The organism is Dyadobacter sp. UC 10, from assembly GCF_008369915.1.
Classification (GTDB): Bacteria; Bacteroidota; Bacteroidia; order Cytophagales; family Spirosomataceae; genus Dyadobacter.
This window is the reverse complement of record NZ_VSRN01000001.1, coordinates 724,411-740,127: the sequence shown is the minus strand read 5'-3', so window position 1 is coordinate 740,127 and position 15,717 is coordinate 724,411. Positions and strand designations below refer to the sequence as shown.

The following is a 15,717-nucleotide window of genomic DNA, read 5'->3' as shown; positions in this document are numbered from 1 at the left end:
TGTCGGGAAAATTTCAAGTCAGCTTTTCACACTCTCACGTGCCCATTTTCTGATTTTAGACATCAGCTCCTCCAATTTGATTGGCTTGCTGAGGTAATCGTCCATACCGGCGTCCAGGCATTGCTGCTGTGTCCCTTCCAGTGCATTGGCAGTCAGAGCGACTATAACTGGCTGATGTACAAGAGTTTTGCGTATCAGGTGCGTCGCTTCGATTCCGTCCATGACCGGCATTTGCATATCCATCAGAATGAGATCATAGTTTTTGTGATTGGATGCTTGCAAAGCTTCCTGTCCGTCTTTGGCGATGTCGGGTTCGTAGCCCAGCTTTTGCAGGATCCGGACAATCACGTGCTGATTGATCTTGTTGTCTTCCGCCACCAGCATTTCCAGCGGATAGCGTTTCGAGAATTCAGTTGAAAGCTTGTTTTGCGTCGCGTGTTCCGTTTTCTGAAGGAATTTTTTCTGCAACGCATTCATGATGTGGGTGCTCAGAATGTGCTGACGGATTGGCTTCGAGAGCACGGAAGAGAATAGCTGCCGGTGCTTGTCTTTTAATTCTTCCCCAATAGAACTAAGCAGGATAATAGGTGTTTCGGGCGTATAACGACGGATATTTGCTCCCAGCGTAACGCCATCCATGGCCGGCATCTGCATATCGGTGATCACCAGATCGATTTCCTGGTTACTGAATAGTATTTCCAGTGCCTCAGCGCCGGAGGCTGCAAGCATCGGTTCCAGTTTCCAGTTCTGCATCTGGCGTTTCAGTATGGCCAGGTTGGTCGCATTGTCATCTACCAAAAGTACCTTTTTACCCCGATGCTCGTCCATATCGTGGTCAGTGTAAGACGGGAGTTCCCTGGTGCCCTCCGTGGTTTTGAAAGTAAATGAGAATGTGGATCCCTTGTCAATTTCGCTGGTCACCATGATTTCGCCCCCCATTAACTTTACAAGTTTTTCAGAAATAGCGAGTCCCAGCCCGGAACCGCCGTATTTGCGGGTGGTTGAAGAATCGACTTGTGAAAATGCTTTAAAAAGCCGGTTCATTTTGTCTTTGGAAATGCCTATTCCTGTGTCGCGCACATCAAACCGCAATTGCAGGCTGCCGTCGGCGCCTGTTTTTTCCTGGGTTACAAAAACGCAAACCTCGCCCTGTTCGGTAAATTTCATCGCATTACCTATCAGATTGATCAGGATCTGCCGCAGCCGAAGCTGGTCACCGACTACCTGCGCTGGAATATGTTCATCAATCTGGTATACAAGGTCAAGGCCGAGTTTGGCGGCTTTTCCTCCAAAAATATCCAGTACGTCCTCAATATTTTGCCGCAGGTTGAAGTCCTCGTTTTCAAGTTCAAGGTTGCCGGATTCGATCTTTGAAAAATCAAGAATATCGTTGATCACGTTGATAAGCGTTTCTCCGCAGGTAGCGATTGTTTCAGTAAACATGCGCTGTTCTTCCGACAGTTTCGTTTCCTGCAGCAGGGCCGCCATTCCGATTACGCCGTTCATCGGTGTGCGTATTTCGTGGCTCATCGTAGCGAGGAAAACACTTTTCGCCTGGTTGGCTTTATCGGCTTCCTGACGTGCTTTTTCTAATTCTGCATTACTTTGGCGAAGGCGGTCGTTTGCTCTTTTCTGAATTTCTTCATTCTGTTTACGCACCAGTGAAAGTTGTACTTCTTTTTGCAGCTCAGCCATCTGCATGGTCTGGTCAATATGCATTTTATAAAATTTGTTCAGCATGTAGGACCATAGTCCGCAAATAAAGAAGATCGCTGCTGCGAGCAGAATATGGATCGTGAAGGTCAGCAGGTCGAAATAAGAGAGCCTGGTAAAATAAATTTCAGTGAGACCGGTGTTTTGCAGATACCCGAAAACGGCATGATGTACCAGCACTACAACCATAATAGGAACCTGCAGTTTCCATTTCTGATAGGTGATCAGCACGGCACTGCCTATGAATGCAAAAAAGTGCATTTCGAACAGCCCATGCATCTGATAAATGAACTGCGCCATAAAAATCCCCAGGGCCGTACTCAGAACGTATTGGTAGAGGTCGGAATTCGGCAGGGCGAACTTGATGGAATAGTAAGCAATGAGTAATGTTCCGCCCACGCCAACAGCGATAAACCAGGTGTCATAAAATGCCGCCAGAATCAGGCCGATCAGGAAATAACCGGGCAGGAACAAATTCATCAGATGGTCGGATCGCTCTTTGATCCCGGAAAGAAAATTACCAACCGGCTGGTTGGGCGAAGCGTCTCTTGTTTCCAATATCATTTTATTGGGGTTTTAATTTTTGCAGACCGGCATGGTGCATCCGTAGGACGTAAGTGCCTTCCTGTCCAGGATTGGCAACGACTCATTTTGGAGAAGACCTTCCAGGGCAATTTTTGCGAAAGCAGTTTGTTCGTCCGTACAGTAGCGGCTGGCGTTGTAATTGCCGCGATAATATAACCTATGATCTGTGTCAATCAGTGCAGCCTGAGGCGTTGAATACACGCCGCATTGGGTGGCGAGCGACTGGTCGAAACTGACCGGAATGTCCAGACCGATCTTGTCCTGAATGTCGTCGACAGTGAATTTTTTGTCAGAAAGTACCACTACCATAAACCTTACGTCGCCGCTGAAAGAGCGGACAAGCGATTGAAAGTGGCTTTTATTAAACCGCGAGCAAGGACAATCCGGATTATAGAAATGCAGTAAGACAGGCTTCCCGTCGTGATTTGGCAGCTTTTGGTCCAGATTGATTTTCGTCCCCGTTGCTACGGGCACGTAATCTCGGGGTACCGGCGTGGGAAGTTGATATACCCAATCATGATACCAGAACAACGCTCCGACCATGGATAGCAAAAATGAGAGCCAGGCGGTTACCAGGGCTATTCTAATCATCGGGTAGAAGTTTCTGTGGTCATGTTGATTAACTATGTTATCCTTAATGTCAAATTTACTCGAAAATAATGAATCCGGACTATTTTTATACCCTCAGTTTTCACCATTTAATTGATTAAAAATATGGTCTGATCTTTTGGAATAACGCCTATAATATATAATTTTATTATATATTAATAATTCTGCTTTTATGAAGAAAATGGCAAAGATTACCCTGGTAGTAGTGTGTTTCTTTACAGCACTTCTTGGGGTGCATTACGTTGTTTCGCTGCGATCCGATCCTGAAACAGTGATCTGCGAGTTTGAAGTACCTGTTGAGTATGAAGTAACCCCGAAATTGTTGCCCAATTACCCGGAGGATCAGATCTACGTGGTTCCGGATCAGGAAATGTCACCCGATTCAGGTCTGCGCATTCCCGAGCTACAGGATTCTATTGCTGCCCCGGGGACAGATATACTGCTAAAAAACAGTAAAATTCCCAGCCCCGAACTTTGATTTAAGAACAATCTTGTCAAATCTTATGGCGACTGAATTTCAAACTCCGAAGGACCGTGAATATGTAGATAGTCTGGTGAATGCCGCCCGCAAGGAGGCGGCTGCATTCTTTAATCTGAAACATACCGCAGAGCGGGCAGACGGAGTGATCCCGGTCAAGTACAGGGAGCTGATGTCGGTGGCGGTTGCACTTACGACTCAATGCTCTTATTGCATTGAATCTCACATTAAAAAGGCCGCGCAGGCCGGTGCGACCAAAGAGGAGATCGGCGAAACGGTATTCATCGCCGCCGCAATCCGCGCAGGCGGTGCAGTTGGGAATGGGTTAATGGCCATGCGGATGTTCGAAGAAGAAAGCAAGGCGGGCGGAGAGGACAAAAGCGGGGTGGTTTATTGAGAAGGATGCATTACATCACTTCTTGATCTGCCGCTTGAAAAACGCCCAGGATTCTTCGAACATGTCGAAGTCCGTTACAAATTCGTGCTTTCCGTTCACCACTTTTAACAGCGTCACTTCCGGTTTTCCTTTTTGAGCGTAAGTGTATTTTTCGACGGTAATATTGTTGTTGGGATTCGCGTCGGGGAACATTGATTTCGCTGGTGGGCCGCTGTATCCATCGAGTTTTGCCCAATATTGAAAGGACTCTTCCGTGGGACGTACAGTGCCCAACGTTACTCCCGACGTTTTGACTTCACCACCATTGTAAGGATTCGTTTCATCCGCAGTACCATTGGTGATCATCACGGGCAAGGGTACATGCATGGGTGTGCAATCCATATTTTCTTCGGTAGGCATATTGGCAACGATCGCGGAGATCGCTTTGATTTTGCCCGGCATAGTCAGCGCCAGCTTGTACGACATATGCCCGCCGCCCGAAAAACCTGTCGCAAACACATTTGCTTTGTTGATCTTATACAGTTTAGAGAAATAATCGATCATAGCCGAGAAGAAGGCCTCTTCGTTCACATTCTCTGTATTTGCAAGAGCAGTAGAGGCCTTGCGGCATTCATTCCAATACCTCTTATAGCCCGCGGGATACACCAGTACTACATTTTCAGCTTCTGCCCGCGCCTGTAACTTAGCCGCTTTTGGCACAAGCCCCCTCGGCTCACCTCCCGAACCATGCATGACAAAAACCAGACTGGCGCCAGGTTTTGTTTTTACAGATTTATCGTAAACAAAAACGCGTTGCCTGCCTTCAATGAGCAGGGAATCAGAGATTAGCTGGGCTTTTGAAACAAAAAAAGAAAGTGAGAAAAATGCGAACCAGAGGCAGGAGTAAAGTGGCTTGATCATTTACTTAAAGGATAACTGCGCAAACAGCGCGGAATGAAACGGTTTCAAATTAGCTAAAAACGCATTCAGTTTTTTCCTTACCCTGCTTTTTCTTTCCTGACCATGTCGAATACAAACTCACTTTCCAGCCATAAAACTCGAAGGTCATAGGGGACAAATCCCAAATAAGACTGGTGCATTGTTGTTATAACAAGCTCAGGAAAAGAAAATCTTTATCGAAAATAACCCGATTTCAAAAGAATTTCTCAAATCCTGAACTGTTAAGCTAACCCGGTTTTGGATTACTGCGCCTGGCTTTTTTCCAAATAAGCTTCCAGCTGATCAAACGTACCGCCGAAGCCCTGCTGCATGCTGTCCATGATTGAAAAGTAAGTGTCCTCCTGGGCAGGAGTTGCGTTGATAGGGCGCCCCTGGATCGTCAGGGTTGTGATTCCTTCGTTTTCTTCCAGCGTAATTTTATTTAAAACCTCTAACGGGAAATCCATAGGGAAGGGCGACGTGATGATGTTTCCATCTGCGTCGGCAAAAGAGTTGATGAATTCGAGAAGGTCGGCGCGCTGGATATTTTTGTATTGAAATAACCCCCACATCACGTGGCCATTACCATCCATTTTGTAGTGCGTTTTGCCGCCGGGCTTGAAATCGAAACTTTCTACGGTAAGCCGACTGCCAGCCGGTCCCCACCATTGTGCGAACGCATCCGGTGATGCAAATGCGTCGAAAACCAATGTCTTAGGTGCTTTGAACTCGCGCACGATTTTTAAACCTGCTTTTTTTTCTGTTTGCTCTTCCATCTTATTTGTCGTTTGATTGATTGTTATTGGATTGGTTATTTGCCTGAATTTTGCCCAGGTAGCTTTCCAGCGAATCGAATTGCTGGTTCCAGAACTGTTTGTATTGATCTACCCAATTCGAAACCTCCTTCAAGCTATCCAGTTTTGCCTCACAAAACCGCTCGCGCCCTTCCTGTCTCACCACCACCATTCCGCATTCGGTAAGGATCTTAATATGTTGGGAAATAGCCGGCCTGCTGATTTCAAAATTATCGGCAATCGCATTCAGGTTCATGGATTTCTTCGCGATCAGATTAATAATCTGCCGCCTGGTAGGGTCTGAAATAGCCTGAAAAACGTCCCTTCTCGCTTCGATTGACATAACGTGTAAGTATTTGCTTACACAATAGTACGCGTAAGTATTTACTTACACAAGTAATTTGTGGAAAATCATTTTGAGATATTAAATCAAACAAAAGACAGACGGTGCAGAAACTTGTCGCAAAGGAAGTTAATCTATTTCAGTATCAACTTCTTACTCTCCCCGACAGGTGTGATCAGATAATATCGACTCAAAGATCTTAAATGATATTTTACGGAAACTTGTAACGTAAGCTGGATCACTGGTTCAAGGATCACCGGATTTATTGTCATATCGAAACTTTCCAAAGCCAGGGGCATATAATATCGCGATATAGTCTTTTCTGTCTCATTTACATTGTTTTGCGATCCGTTTTTCCTGAATGCTTTGGTTGAAGCTCGCGAAAAAGCCTGGTAGCTGTAATAACGCGAAGCAGGTGAAATGGTGTTGAACTCTTCCCCGATCGTTTTCCGAAGCGTGTCGAGTTTCAGATTCAATGCTTCGTACGATTTTAGCTTGCCTTTCAGTTCAGCAAGGCACCTGGCTCGCAGGCTGTCCTTGAAGGTCTCCATGTTTGAATGGAAGCAATCCACTTTCACCAGATCATAAATCTCCGCCTGCGCGGCGAGCGTGACGAAATCATCCAGCTGTTCCGCTTTGTGGTAGCGAATGTTCAAATTCTTCTGCATTTCAAAACCAGCCGGAATCTCATTATACGTTTTGCTGAACAGCCTGTTTTCAGTTTGGATGTCGTATTTGGGAACAAACGAGATCATGTCGACGTGCATATCTTTGACATCAACACCCGAGCCAGCAAGCTTTGCTTTGAATTTATTGATCCGGTCCCGCATCAACTGCTCGGTCATTTCCGCCGTTTCGGCAGTTTGCAAAATGTTAAAAGTAGCCACGTAAGTGTCTGGTATCAGGTTCAATAATCCTTTTACAGAAACTGTGACCGTACTATCATTTGAATTGTCTCCCGAAAAACGGGCAGCCGAGGCAGGGTTTGATTTTGCTGCACTGTATTGCGCATTTCCCATTTCGGGATTAGCACTCCCGGAAACCTGCGCATTGATTTTTAGAATACTACAAGGCAAAATGAGGGCAGCTGCAACCATGTATTTTTTCATACTCATAACTGATTAGTTGAATATGAAAATCAAAAGCCCGGCACAAAGTATAGCAATGCGATTATTCTTCGGTGACTAACTTTTATCAGGATGTATATTATCGCGAATTATTAGCTTTTGCTTTTGTACAATGAGTTTGGATGTGATTGTACGCGGCAAAATACAGATGCATGCAGATGCAGAGATGTGATATGAAAATCCAGTAGGCATGTTACGTTCAGTGTTACATGCGTTAATAGTAGCTTAGCCAGAGTCTTTAGTTGAGTTGAAACGAAGCCAGGCATTCTTTTGCGGATTGCTTGGCATTGTTTACCCTTTCACCATGATCACGCTCCTTACCGATTCGTCCTTCATGCTGAGCAACTTTTGCCGCTCTTCGTCGTTGCCGTAAGCCTGCAATCCGGCTTCATCTTCGAAGCGCACGAGGTGGATTTCGTAAGGAGGATCGAGTTCGCCGGCAATGAAATCCGTAGGGTCCGGCCTGATCCGCATCAGAAGTTTGCCACCATGGCGTTGGAGGAGGGGTAAAACCTGCGCTTCAAACGCATGAAAAATGTCCTCCTTTCCTTCGCGGACGTAAACGAATTGCGTGATGTGAATCATGGCCAATCGGTTATCAGTAAAATTTATCTTCTGTTATTTCAGCTTTACCAGCGGATGGTTCAGGCCATTTACGTCATTTTTGACGATTTTATATTTATCCAGGCTCTTGAAAAGTGAGGTCAATGTCTTGAAGCCATACGTTCTGGAGTCAAAACTGGGGTCGATTTTACGGAGCGAGGTGCCTATTTTAGAAATGAATGCTTCTTCTTCCTCATTAGCGGAAATTTCAAATGCCTTATCAATGATGTTCATATCGATCTTCGGGTATCTGCGTTTGGTCTCCTGCTTTTTCGGCTCTTTTTTTATGATTTCCCTCGGGGTAACATCCACTTTCAGCGGCTCGGGTTCTTCTGCAGTCGTTTCAAGTTCAGCCACGAGGTTTTCGCTGAATGTGAATATCTCGCAGGAATTCACGAATGCGATCGGTGTATTTTTCCGCCCGATTCCCATCACAAAAAGTCCTTCTTCCCGGATCCTTTTCGCCAGTCCGGTATAATCGCTGTCGCTGGAAACAATGCAAAACCCTTCTACGCTTTTGCTGTGCAGAATGTCCATTGCATCAATGATGAGCGAGCTGTCGGTTGAGTTTTTGCCTGTTGTATAGGAAAATTTCTGGATCGGACTTATTGAATGCTGGTTCACGATTTCCTTCCAGCTGTTCATGTATTGCGTAGTCCAGTCACCGTAAATGCGTCGAATAGTTGCCTTCCCATATTTGGAAACCTCTTCCAGAGTTTCCTTCATCAATTTGGCCTGCGCATTGTCCCCATCGATCAATACGGCTATGTTAAATTTGGTTTCACTCATAAGTCAGGATCGTTTCAGATTCCAACTTACATAATATTACAGCAGGCAGCAACTGGGACGGGTGTTGGATTTTGGCTGTCGGCTTTTAGCTGTTGGCTGTTAGCTATTGGTTATCTGTTTCATACAGCTGGATCACCAGCACACAACTTATATATTCCAAATGCACCAAAATCCAAAAAGACACCAAGTCGCATCGCGACGTAATATTTGTAGGATGCGACATCGACGGACATTAATGCAGGATTTTCCGGAAGGTCAGATTGATCCGTGCGTTCATCGGTTTGGTCGATTTTGCGACGCGGTGTTCCCAAAACCTTTGTAAATCGCCTTTCATGAGCAGCAATGAACCATTCTGCAGTTGGAGCGAATATTGCTGGCGGTGGTCTTTCTTATTCCGGAAATCAAAATTTCGAGCCTGCCCGAAGCTCACGGAAGCGATTTCTGTTTTCATGCCGGAAATGGTATCCTTGTCGCTATGCCAGGCGACAGAATCCTTTTCGTTGCGGTAATAGTTGAGCAACACACCATTGAAAATCATTCCGGTGTAGTCCTCCACTTTCGTTTTAATCTGCCATAATTCTTCTGTCCACGCAATAGGCGGTCTGCGGTCGCCTTTTACCATCGGACGATCACCAAACCAGGCAGAAAGCCGCGGCGTCAGTACTTCTTTTTCATACATCACCACTTTGGTTTGCTGCCAGGGGGTAGTGAGGACGAATGTTTTCAGATACAAGTCACTTGCCTTTTTATCAAAAAAATCAGGCACGTAATCCATTAAATGTTTCGGAAGCGAAAGATGCTCCCTATCGTTGAATAATTTGAATTGTTCCATCTCCCCGTACCCGCTTTTTTGTTTTAACTACTTCTTCCTGATTTCTTTAAAAAGTGATGGTTTTTGATTTGCTGTCACAGTGCTTTCTTCTGGTGTGTAGAAATGATTTTGTTGGTCTCAAACTTCGAAAAAAGGTTTCATTAATGCAAGTAAATTGATATTATTATAATCAATAATGTGATATTTTAAATATCATTAAAGTATTAACGTTTTTATATTCAGATACTTATATATGTTGCTGGTTGCCGCGGTAGTGCATTTATGGTTGCTGAATATTTTAGGTTGTTACCGGTAATTTTTCTATTTGTAGAAAGCTTGCTGCAAGTCGCTGTTTGCAATTATTTTTGCTTTAGTAGCACGCTGCAAAACTGGGTGGCATGCTTTTACTAGCCAGGATCATTATCAAAAGCTACGCGCAGGAGCCACTGCGCATTACAAACGAAAGCATGAGCCAAATTGAAGTAAAGGTTTTATCATTTGAGCAGATACAGGAATTACCAGATGCGTGGTCGGGAACTGACTATGTAAATCTGCTGAACAGTATGGATTACGATAATCCACAGGAAATCAAGGATGGGGAACTGAAAGAGATGTGCATGATGTCGCTCACAGATTTCGAGCCCGAAGAAGCAGCGAAAATTGTTCTCGATTATGTGATTGACGGTCGGCTGACAGAAGGCCAGATCGAGAACCTTTCACACGAAATATTGACAGAAAAACTATGGGAGGAATATCCTGAGCTGTCCCTGCACCCCGATTTATTCCGTGCGACACAGCTGCTTTACCAGGCTTACAATGGGAAATTTCCGCGTGGTGAAGCTGTTCATTTTCAGATCAGTATCACCGGCGATATCTCAGCGCTGGATGAAAATGCCGCGCCTGCGATCGTCAGGATACTGGCAGAAGGAATGTCCGACCGAAGCCTGATCCGCCGCCTTTTCACAGATCAGCTGGAAGGCGGGAAGTTTGAAGAGGCAAAAGACATTTTGTGGAAGCTGGAAACCGTCTCGCGGGACGAAAACTCAGTAACCTACGATATTGTCAGCTCTGCTTACTGGCTGGAAGAAATCAAATATGCCGACAGTTACCAGGCTGCCATCATCCCGGACCCCGAAGAAGAAGACGCTGAGTAAGTCCTTCGCGAGCTTGCAGACAGCACCGACGTGAATATACCGGCCAAAGATCCTGGCGGGACATTTTGCTTATTAAATTTCCCGCCAGGTTGATTTCCACGAATCTTTTTGACAATTCGATCTGATACCTATTTATTGAATTGACCGAAATGCCACAGAATACCGGACGGATCATGCAGGAAGCACTCTCTGCCCCAGTAATCCGTCCGGATTGGCGTTAACCGCACGCCTTCGTATTTTCCCGGCAGGTCGAGCGTCAGCAAATCGTTGAAATAACGGTCCACATCGTCCACTTCCACGAAGATCATGCTGTTATCTATCCAGTCCTTTATATAATAATCCTGTAAATAAAAGGCTAGCTGGTTGAATTTGAAGACCGAAAAGTTGTCTTTCAATACGGTTTCCTCAAAGCCGAGATCACGGTAAAAGCTTCTGGATACTTCAAAATCCTTTGCTCCGATAAAGGGCCTGATTGACAGTGCGCTGTGGTTCATCGTTTTTTTTCGTTAATGTAAACAAATATCCCGACCTGAGTTGGGACTATGCCTTTCGCCCTGGATTTTTAGGAAAATTTCAGGGATATCCGCTCTGAGATAAATGAAGTGTTTTTTTTGTAAATCATCGAAACTGATTAAATAAGAAAAGAAAAAGTAGCTAATCGAAAAAAAATGAAAATTTATTATCCCATAGTGTAGTATAGATTGAGACGAATAGGCTTATGCTGATAAATAGTTAGATTTTTGGTAGTTCCCGAAATCTGCTAGGCAATGAAGCTATTCATCTAAACATCGGGCGCTTATGGAATTCATTACAAAATGGCTGGTACCGACCTTTTTGGTTGTGGTGTTTTTTAGCGTGGGCGAAAGCTACGCGCAGGAAATCTCGGGGAAAGTGACCGGCTCGACCGGCGAGGTGCTGGTAGGGGTGAGTGTAGTCGTGAAAGGCACACAGATCGGAACGTCTACAGACGCAGCGGGACTTTATTCCGTGCAGGCCAATGCAAGTGAACCTGTGCTGGTATTCAGTTATATAGGGTACGCTTCGAAGGAAGTTCAGGCTGGTAACCAGACCCGGCTGGACGTGGTGCTCGAAATTGACAACAAGTCTCTTGAAGAGGTGGTAGTGGTGGGTTACGGTACCAAAAAGAAGAGTGACCTAACCGGCGCGATCAGTCAGGTGAAGCCGGCGGAACTGAAAGCCGTAGCCGCGCCAAATGTAACCCAGGCTTTGCAGGGGCGGGCCGCCGGGGTGTCGGTTTCTACTGATAATCAGCCCGGTGCGCAGCCGGTAATCCGGATTCGCGGCGTAGGTTCGATCAATGCGAGCAATAACCCGCTCATTGTGCTCGACGGTTTTCCGCTCGTCAATGGGAATATGAATGATATCAATTCCAATGATATTGAGTCGGTTGAGATCCTGAAAGATGCATCTTCGGCGGCGATTTATGGCTCGCGCGGCGCGAACGGGGTGATCATGGTGACTACCAAGAAAGGGGCAGTAGGGAAGAAGAACTTTTCATTTTCGTCTTACTACGGCATTCAATCGCCGGCTAGACTTGTGAAAATGATCAACCGGGATGAGTTTGTGAATTTCATCAATGCAGCCTATTTAAACCAGACCGGCAAGCCGGTTTATTCCGAAGCGAAACCCGCCCCGGCGCACGATACCGACTGGCAGAAAGCGATCATCAAAGGCCGCGCGCCTATCCAGGATTATACGCTGACATTCGACGGAGGCAATGCGGATACGCGTTATCTGCTGTCGGCAGGCCTTTTTTCGCAGGACGGATTGCTTCACGACGCGGGTTTTAAAAGGTATTCAATTCGGACAAATCTGGACCATAAATTCACAAAATGGCTGAGCGTAGGCACTCATTTGCAATTGAACCGCTCGGTGCAGGACATAAATCCGGGTGCGCCGACTAACATTTTCCGGTTTGGCTGGCCCACAATGCCTGTCAGAAATGCAGACGGCAGTTTTTACTTCGCTGCCGACGACCCGCAGCATGCGGCATTTGTAGAAGGTCGCTGGAATCCTGTGGCTGATGCCAACGAAAAAACCGATCAAACTACTACCAACAGGATTCTGGGAGATATTTACGCCGAATTCAAGATCACACCGCATTTGAGTTTCCGCACCAATGCAGGCGCAGACGTGTCGGGCTCGCGCAATTTTTACTACGCCACATCGAAACACAGTGCAGGCCGTAACTCGGGCGGGATCGGAAGCCAGCTCCACACGCAGGCGCAAACGCTGATCAATGAGAACGTATTGACCTATCAGAATACCTGGAACCAGCATAATCTGAGCGTAAACGGGGTCTATTCGTATCAGGAATATCAGTATACCGATCTTTCGGTTTCCGGCAGCGGTTTCCCGACAGACCTCACAGGGATTGACAATATTTCAATAGCCAAAAACCTCGATTTACCGAAGTCCAACAAATATTCCAGTAAGCTCATTTCCTGGACCGGTCGTGCTTCGTATGCGTTCAAAGACAGGTACTTACTGACAGCGACGGGCAGGTATGACGGGTCTTCGCGTTTTGGAACAAATAATAAATGGGGCTTTTTCCCTTCGATCGGATTGGGCTGGAAGGTGATTGAAGAAGGTTTCTTGAAAAATGTAAAATCGATCTCAAACCTGAAACTCCGCGCCAGTTACGGACAGACGGGTAACCAGGAAATCGGCAACTATATGTCGCTCCCGAGCCTGAACGCGATCAATTACATTTATAACAATGAGCTGATGCTCGGCTTCCTCGAAGGACTTGGAAACCCGAACCTGAAATGGGAGAAAACCACACAATACGACGCAGGAATTGACATTGGTCTCTGGAACGACCGGCTGGATATTTCGGTGGATTATTACAAACGGAATACCACCAACCTGCTTTACAACGTGCCGATCCCGACGACTTCGGGCTTTACAAGCATGTTGCAGAATATCGGCGAAGTAGAGAACCGAGGTCTTGAAATTACCATGAATGCACGGATTCTGGAAGGTCCGGTGAAATGGAGCCTGGGCGGAAATGTGACGAAGAACAAAAACGAGGTGGTGGCATTGTATGGAGACGTAAATCGTATCCGGCTGGCTGACAACCAGGGTGTTGCCCAGTTTCTGATCGTCGGGCAACCGGTTAACGGCGTCTGGGCGCGCGAGTCGGCCGGAATTATCAAAACGCAGGGAGAAGTGGAGGCGGTGAAAGCTTACCAGCCTTTTGCGGAGATTGGTGCTGAAATGTATGTCAACAAAAACGGCGACAAGAGCATTAATGAGGACGATTATAAAATGATCGGCACGCAGCAGCCCAACTTTTATTATGGCATTACGACGAATGTAGAGTGGAAAAGTTTCAGGCTGGATATCCTCGGACAAGGCGCGACGAATATCGCTTCCACGAGCACGGATTACCTGCTTTACGGCGAAAATCAGATCCAGAACCGAAACTACATTCCTTCCAAATATGCCTACGACCGGATGTGGAGCCCTGAAAATCCGGGCGGTACTTTTCCCAAAGCAGGCGCGAAGGAGGTTTATCTTTCTGACCGCACGAACGGGGGACGTAATTATTTTATGGTCAAAAACATCCGCCTGAATTATGCATTGAATCCTTCTCTGTTCAAAACGAAATGGTTTTCGGGGATCAATGTATACGCCAATGCGCAGAACTACATAAGCTTCACCAATTTCCGGGGATACAATCCAGAGAACGGAAATTACGACTTCCCGCTGGCGAAGGCGCTGATCTTTGGACTGAACGCCAATTTTTAACCGAAAAAATCAAACAGATATGAAAACGATACTTTCAAAATATACGTCCCTGATTTTATTAACGCTCGCCTTTTCGGGCTGCTCGGATCTGACTGAAAAACCTTACACGTTCGTTTCGCCGCAAAGCTTTTACCGCAATGCAGAAGACCTGAATAAAGCATTGACGGGCGTTTATGCATCTTATCAAAACCATTACGGAAGAGGTTCGATCAACTATTTTATGATCCTGGAATCCATGTCTGAACTCGGTGCACCGGCGCGGACGAAGGATAATCCGCATTTGTACAATGTGTGGGCCGATGTGAATAATGCGAGTACCTCCATTTCGAAGTGGAGAGGCAGCTATGAGATCATCAATGCGGCCAATGTGGTGCTGGGCCGGGGAAAGGATATTGAAATGGACGAAGCTTTAAAAAACCGGATGTTCGCCGAAGCGCGCTTTATCCGCGGGCTTACCTATTTCAATCTCGTACGGCTTTACGGCGGCGCGGCCATTCCTGAAACCTTTACGGAAGGATTGGAGGGACTTGAAATTCCGAGAAAAACGAGCGAGGAAACCTTCAATTACCTGCTCGAAGACCTGAAATATGCAGCGGATAACCTGCCTGAAAAATCGGCGCTGGGCAGTGAGTTGTGGCGTGCGAGCAAGGGGGCGGCATTGTCGTTTCTTGGAAAGGCATATCTGTACCGCGCAACCCTGACGAACACGCCTGCGTTTTTTGAAGAAAGCCGGAAGTATTCCGAAATGGTAATGAATTCGAAGGAATATAACCTGGAACCGGAGTTCAAAAACCTGTGGTACTGGTGGAATGTGAAAGCGAAAAATGGGCAGGAATCGATATTTGAAATTCAATTCGGGAATAAAAATGGCGAGGATAACCAGCTGCATATCAATGGCGGGATCAATATCACCGACGCCAGTCTGGGCTCGTATATGTTTCACCGGCACGGGCCTTCCTTTACCGCTTATAACTCGTTTTCAGCGCTCGATGCGCGCAAAGCGGCTACTTTCCTGACAGAAGTGAAGCTGGTCAATGGCAGCACGATCACGTGGCTGGAATCCGATCAGGGCAACTATCCGGGCGCCAAAGGCTGGCCTTCTGCCGGGCCTGGTAATCTCAAATATTTCGACCGCAGCGGCGAATCCGCTTCACTCGGACTGCCGGGCGCGAATGTGTATGCTATGCGCTACGCGGAGGTATTGCTCAATTACGCCGAGGCTGTCAACGAACTCAGCGGACCGACGCCGGCTGCTCTTGAGGCGTTAAATAAGGTGAGAACGCGGGCGAAATTGCCGGCCTTGACCGGCTTGTCGAAGGCGCAGTTTAGCGAGGCTGTTTACAAGGAAAGGTGCTGGGAATTTATCGGCGAAGGTCAGGTTTACTATGATGGTATCCGCACCAATCGCATCGGCAAAGCAGTGCAGGAAGAGATTGCTTACGGTGTCAAAAACAAGACATTTCTATATACCGATCTGCTTTATACGCCTACCAGCAAGTTCCTTTGGAAGATCCCTGTTTTCGATCTGGATTCAAATCCGGCACTTGTTCAAAATCCTGATAATCAGTAATAAAAATTCGTCAGGCGGCGTTAATGCCGCCTGGCTTTTTACACAACCAATT

The 15,717-nt window shown here is 46.4% G+C and carries 15 protein-coding genes; 5 read left to right on the top strand and 10 right to left on the bottom strand.

The genetic code is table 11. The features are described 5' to 3' along the window. Window positions 1-18: 18 nt before the first annotated feature. Together FXO21_RS02725 and FXO21_RS02720 are read right to left on the bottom strand one after the other, a co-directional pair. Window positions 19-2,277 (bottom strand): response regulator, encoded by a 2,259-nt coding sequence (locus FXO21_RS02725; RefSeq protein ID WP_149638659.1) that lies wholly within the window; start codon window positions 2,275-2,277, stop codon window positions 19-21. 12 nt (window positions 2,278-2,289) lie between these two features. Then, window positions 2,290-2,889, bottom strand: a complete 600-nt coding sequence (locus tag FXO21_RS02720) for a TlpA family protein disulfide reductase (RefSeq protein WP_225865541.1) — start codon at window positions 2,887-2,889, stop codon at window positions 2,290-2,292. A 190-nt stretch (window positions 2,890-3,079) separates the two neighbouring features. On the opposite strand from FXO21_RS02720, the gene FXO21_RS02715 reads away from it, so the two are divergent. Both FXO21_RS02715 and FXO21_RS02710 read left to right on the top strand, forming a co-directional pair. After that, window positions 3,080-3,385 carry a hypothetical protein gene (locus FXO21_RS02715; protein ID WP_149638658.1) on the top strand — a complete coding sequence of 102 codons (306 nt, stop codon included), beginning with the start codon at window positions 3,080-3,082 and terminating at the stop codon, window positions 3,383-3,385. Window positions 3,386-3,410: 25 nt separating this feature from the next. Continuing rightward, the gene (locus FXO21_RS02710) at window positions 3,411-3,782 is read left to right on the top strand and encodes a carboxymuconolactone decarboxylase family protein (RefSeq protein ID WP_149638657.1); all 372 of its coding nucleotides are present in this window, start codon (window positions 3,411-3,413) and stop codon (window positions 3,780-3,782) included. A gap of 15 nt (window positions 3,783-3,797) precedes the next feature. On the opposite strand, the gene FXO21_RS02705 is transcribed toward FXO21_RS02710, so the two are convergent. The 7 genes from FXO21_RS02705 to FXO21_RS02675 all read right to left on the bottom strand — a co-directional run bounded on the left by FXO21_RS02705 (window position 3,798) and on the right by FXO21_RS02675 (window position 9,188). Continuing rightward, window positions 3,798-4,682, bottom strand: coding sequence for an alpha/beta hydrolase family esterase (locus FXO21_RS02705; protein WP_149638656.1), 885 nt, complete (start codon window positions 4,680-4,682; stop codon window positions 3,798-3,800). Window positions 4,683-4,963: 281 nt separating this feature from the next. Then, on the bottom strand, window positions 4,964-5,476 hold the full coding sequence (locus tag FXO21_RS02700) for an SRPBCC family protein (protein WP_149638655.1): 513 nt from the start codon (window positions 5,474-5,476) through the stop codon (window positions 4,964-4,966). A gap of 1 nt (window position 5,477) precedes the next feature. Further along, entirely contained in the window at window positions 5,478-5,837 is a 360-nt protein-coding gene (locus tag FXO21_RS02695; RefSeq protein ID WP_149638654.1) for an ArsR/SmtB family transcription factor, read from the bottom strand. Between the two features lie 134 nt (window positions 5,838-5,971). After that, a complete protein-coding gene (locus tag FXO21_RS02690; RefSeq protein WP_192579152.1) occupies window positions 5,972-6,946 on the bottom strand; it encodes an SIMPL domain-containing protein in 975 nt (324 codons plus the stop codon). Window positions 6,947-7,255: 309 nt separating this feature from the next. Further along, complete coding sequence (locus FXO21_RS02685; protein ID WP_149638652.1) at window positions 7,256-7,549, bottom strand: DUF1330 domain-containing protein; 294 nt, start codon at window positions 7,547-7,549, stop codon at window positions 7,256-7,258. Window positions 7,550-7,582: 33 nt separating this feature from the next. Further along, on the bottom strand, window positions 7,583-8,356 hold the full coding sequence (locus tag FXO21_RS02680; protein ID WP_149638651.1) for an NYN domain-containing protein: 774 nt from the start codon (window positions 8,354-8,356) through the stop codon (window positions 7,583-7,585). Window positions 8,357-8,588: 232 nt separating this feature from the next. After that, on the bottom strand, window positions 8,589-9,188 hold the full coding sequence (locus tag FXO21_RS02675) for an alpha-ketoglutarate-dependent dioxygenase AlkB family protein (RefSeq protein ID WP_149638650.1): 600 nt from the start codon (window positions 9,186-9,188) through the stop codon (window positions 8,589-8,591). Between the two features lie 377 nt (window positions 9,189-9,565). Between FXO21_RS02675 and FXO21_RS02670 the strand changes: the two genes are divergently transcribed. Further along, on the top strand, window positions 9,566-10,321 hold the full coding sequence (locus FXO21_RS02670; RefSeq protein ID WP_149638649.1) for a hypothetical protein: 756 nt from the start codon (window positions 9,566-9,568) through the stop codon (window positions 10,319-10,321). A gap of 128 nt (window positions 10,322-10,449) precedes the next feature. On the opposite strand, the gene FXO21_RS02665 is transcribed toward FXO21_RS02670, so the two are convergent. Then, a complete protein-coding gene (locus tag FXO21_RS02665) occupies window positions 10,450-10,815 on the bottom strand; it encodes a VOC family protein (protein ID WP_149638648.1) in 366 nt (121 codons plus the stop codon). Window positions 10,816-11,119: 304 nt separating this feature from the next. Between FXO21_RS02665 and FXO21_RS02660 the strand changes: the two genes are divergently transcribed. Together FXO21_RS02660 and FXO21_RS02655 are read left to right on the top strand one after the other, a co-directional pair. After that, window positions 11,120-14,095: a SusC/RagA family TonB-linked outer membrane protein gene (locus FXO21_RS02660; protein ID WP_149638647.1), complete on the top strand. Its 2,976-nt coding sequence runs from the start codon at window positions 11,120-11,122 to the stop codon at window positions 14,093-14,095. A gap of 19 nt (window positions 14,096-14,114) precedes the next feature. Then, a complete protein-coding gene (locus FXO21_RS02655) occupies window positions 14,115-15,665 on the top strand; it encodes a RagB/SusD family nutrient uptake outer membrane protein (protein ID WP_149638646.1) in 1,551 nt (516 codons plus the stop codon). Window positions 15,666-15,717 lie beyond the last annotated feature (52 nt).

What these genes read in the sequence shown, in the direction of transcription:
- FXO21_RS02680 (WP_149638651.1), bottom strand. Translation starts at nt 8,356, where the DNA reads ATGAGTGAAACCAAATTTAACATAGCCGTATTGATCGATGGGGACAAT.
- FXO21_RS02670 (WP_149638649.1), top strand. Translation starts at nt 9,566, where the DNA reads ATGCTTTTACTAGCCAGGATCATTATCAAAAGCTACGCGCAGGAGCCA.
- FXO21_RS02710 (WP_149638657.1), top strand. Translation starts at nt 3,411, where the DNA reads ATGGCGACTGAATTTCAAACTCCGAAGGACCGTGAATATGTAGATAGT.
- FXO21_RS02690 (WP_192579152.1), bottom strand. Translation starts at nt 6,946, where the DNA reads ATGAAAAAATACATGGTTGCAGCTGCCCTCATTTTGCCTTGTAGTATT.
- FXO21_RS02700 (WP_149638655.1), bottom strand. Translation starts at nt 5,476, where the DNA reads ATGGAAGAGCAAACAGAAAAAAAAGCAGGTTTAAAAATCGTGCGCGAG.
- FXO21_RS02665 (WP_149638648.1), bottom strand. Translation starts at nt 10,815, where the DNA reads ATGAACCACAGCGCACTGTCAATCAGGCCCTTTATCGGAGCAAAGGAT.
- FXO21_RS02695 (WP_149638654.1), bottom strand. Translation starts at nt 5,837, where the DNA reads ATGTCAATCGAAGCGAGAAGGGACGTTTTTCAGGCTATTTCAGACCCT.
- FXO21_RS02725 (WP_149638659.1), bottom strand. Translation starts at nt 2,277, where the DNA reads ATGATATTGGAAACAAGAGACGCTTCGCCCAACCAGCCGGTTGGTAAT.
- FXO21_RS02715 (WP_149638658.1), top strand. Translation starts at nt 3,080, where the DNA reads ATGAAGAAAATGGCAAAGATTACCCTGGTAGTAGTGTGTTTCTTTACA.
- FXO21_RS02705 (WP_149638656.1), bottom strand. Translation starts at nt 4,682, where the DNA reads ATGATCAAGCCACTTTACTCCTGCCTCTGGTTCGCATTTTTCTCACTT.
- FXO21_RS02655 (WP_149638646.1), top strand. Translation starts at nt 14,115, where the DNA reads ATGAAAACGATACTTTCAAAATATACGTCCCTGATTTTATTAACGCTC.
- FXO21_RS02675 (WP_149638650.1), bottom strand. Translation starts at nt 9,188, where the DNA reads ATGGAACAATTCAAATTATTCAACGATAGGGAGCATCTTTCGCTTCCG.
- FXO21_RS02685 (WP_149638652.1), bottom strand. Translation starts at nt 7,549, where the DNA reads ATGATTCACATCACGCAATTCGTTTACGTCCGCGAAGGAAAGGAGGAC.
- FXO21_RS02660 (WP_149638647.1), top strand. Translation starts at nt 11,120, where the DNA reads ATGGAATTCATTACAAAATGGCTGGTACCGACCTTTTTGGTTGTGGTG.
- FXO21_RS02720 (WP_225865541.1), bottom strand. Translation starts at nt 2,889, where the DNA reads ATGATTAGAATAGCCCTGGTAACCGCCTGGCTCTCATTTTTGCTATCC.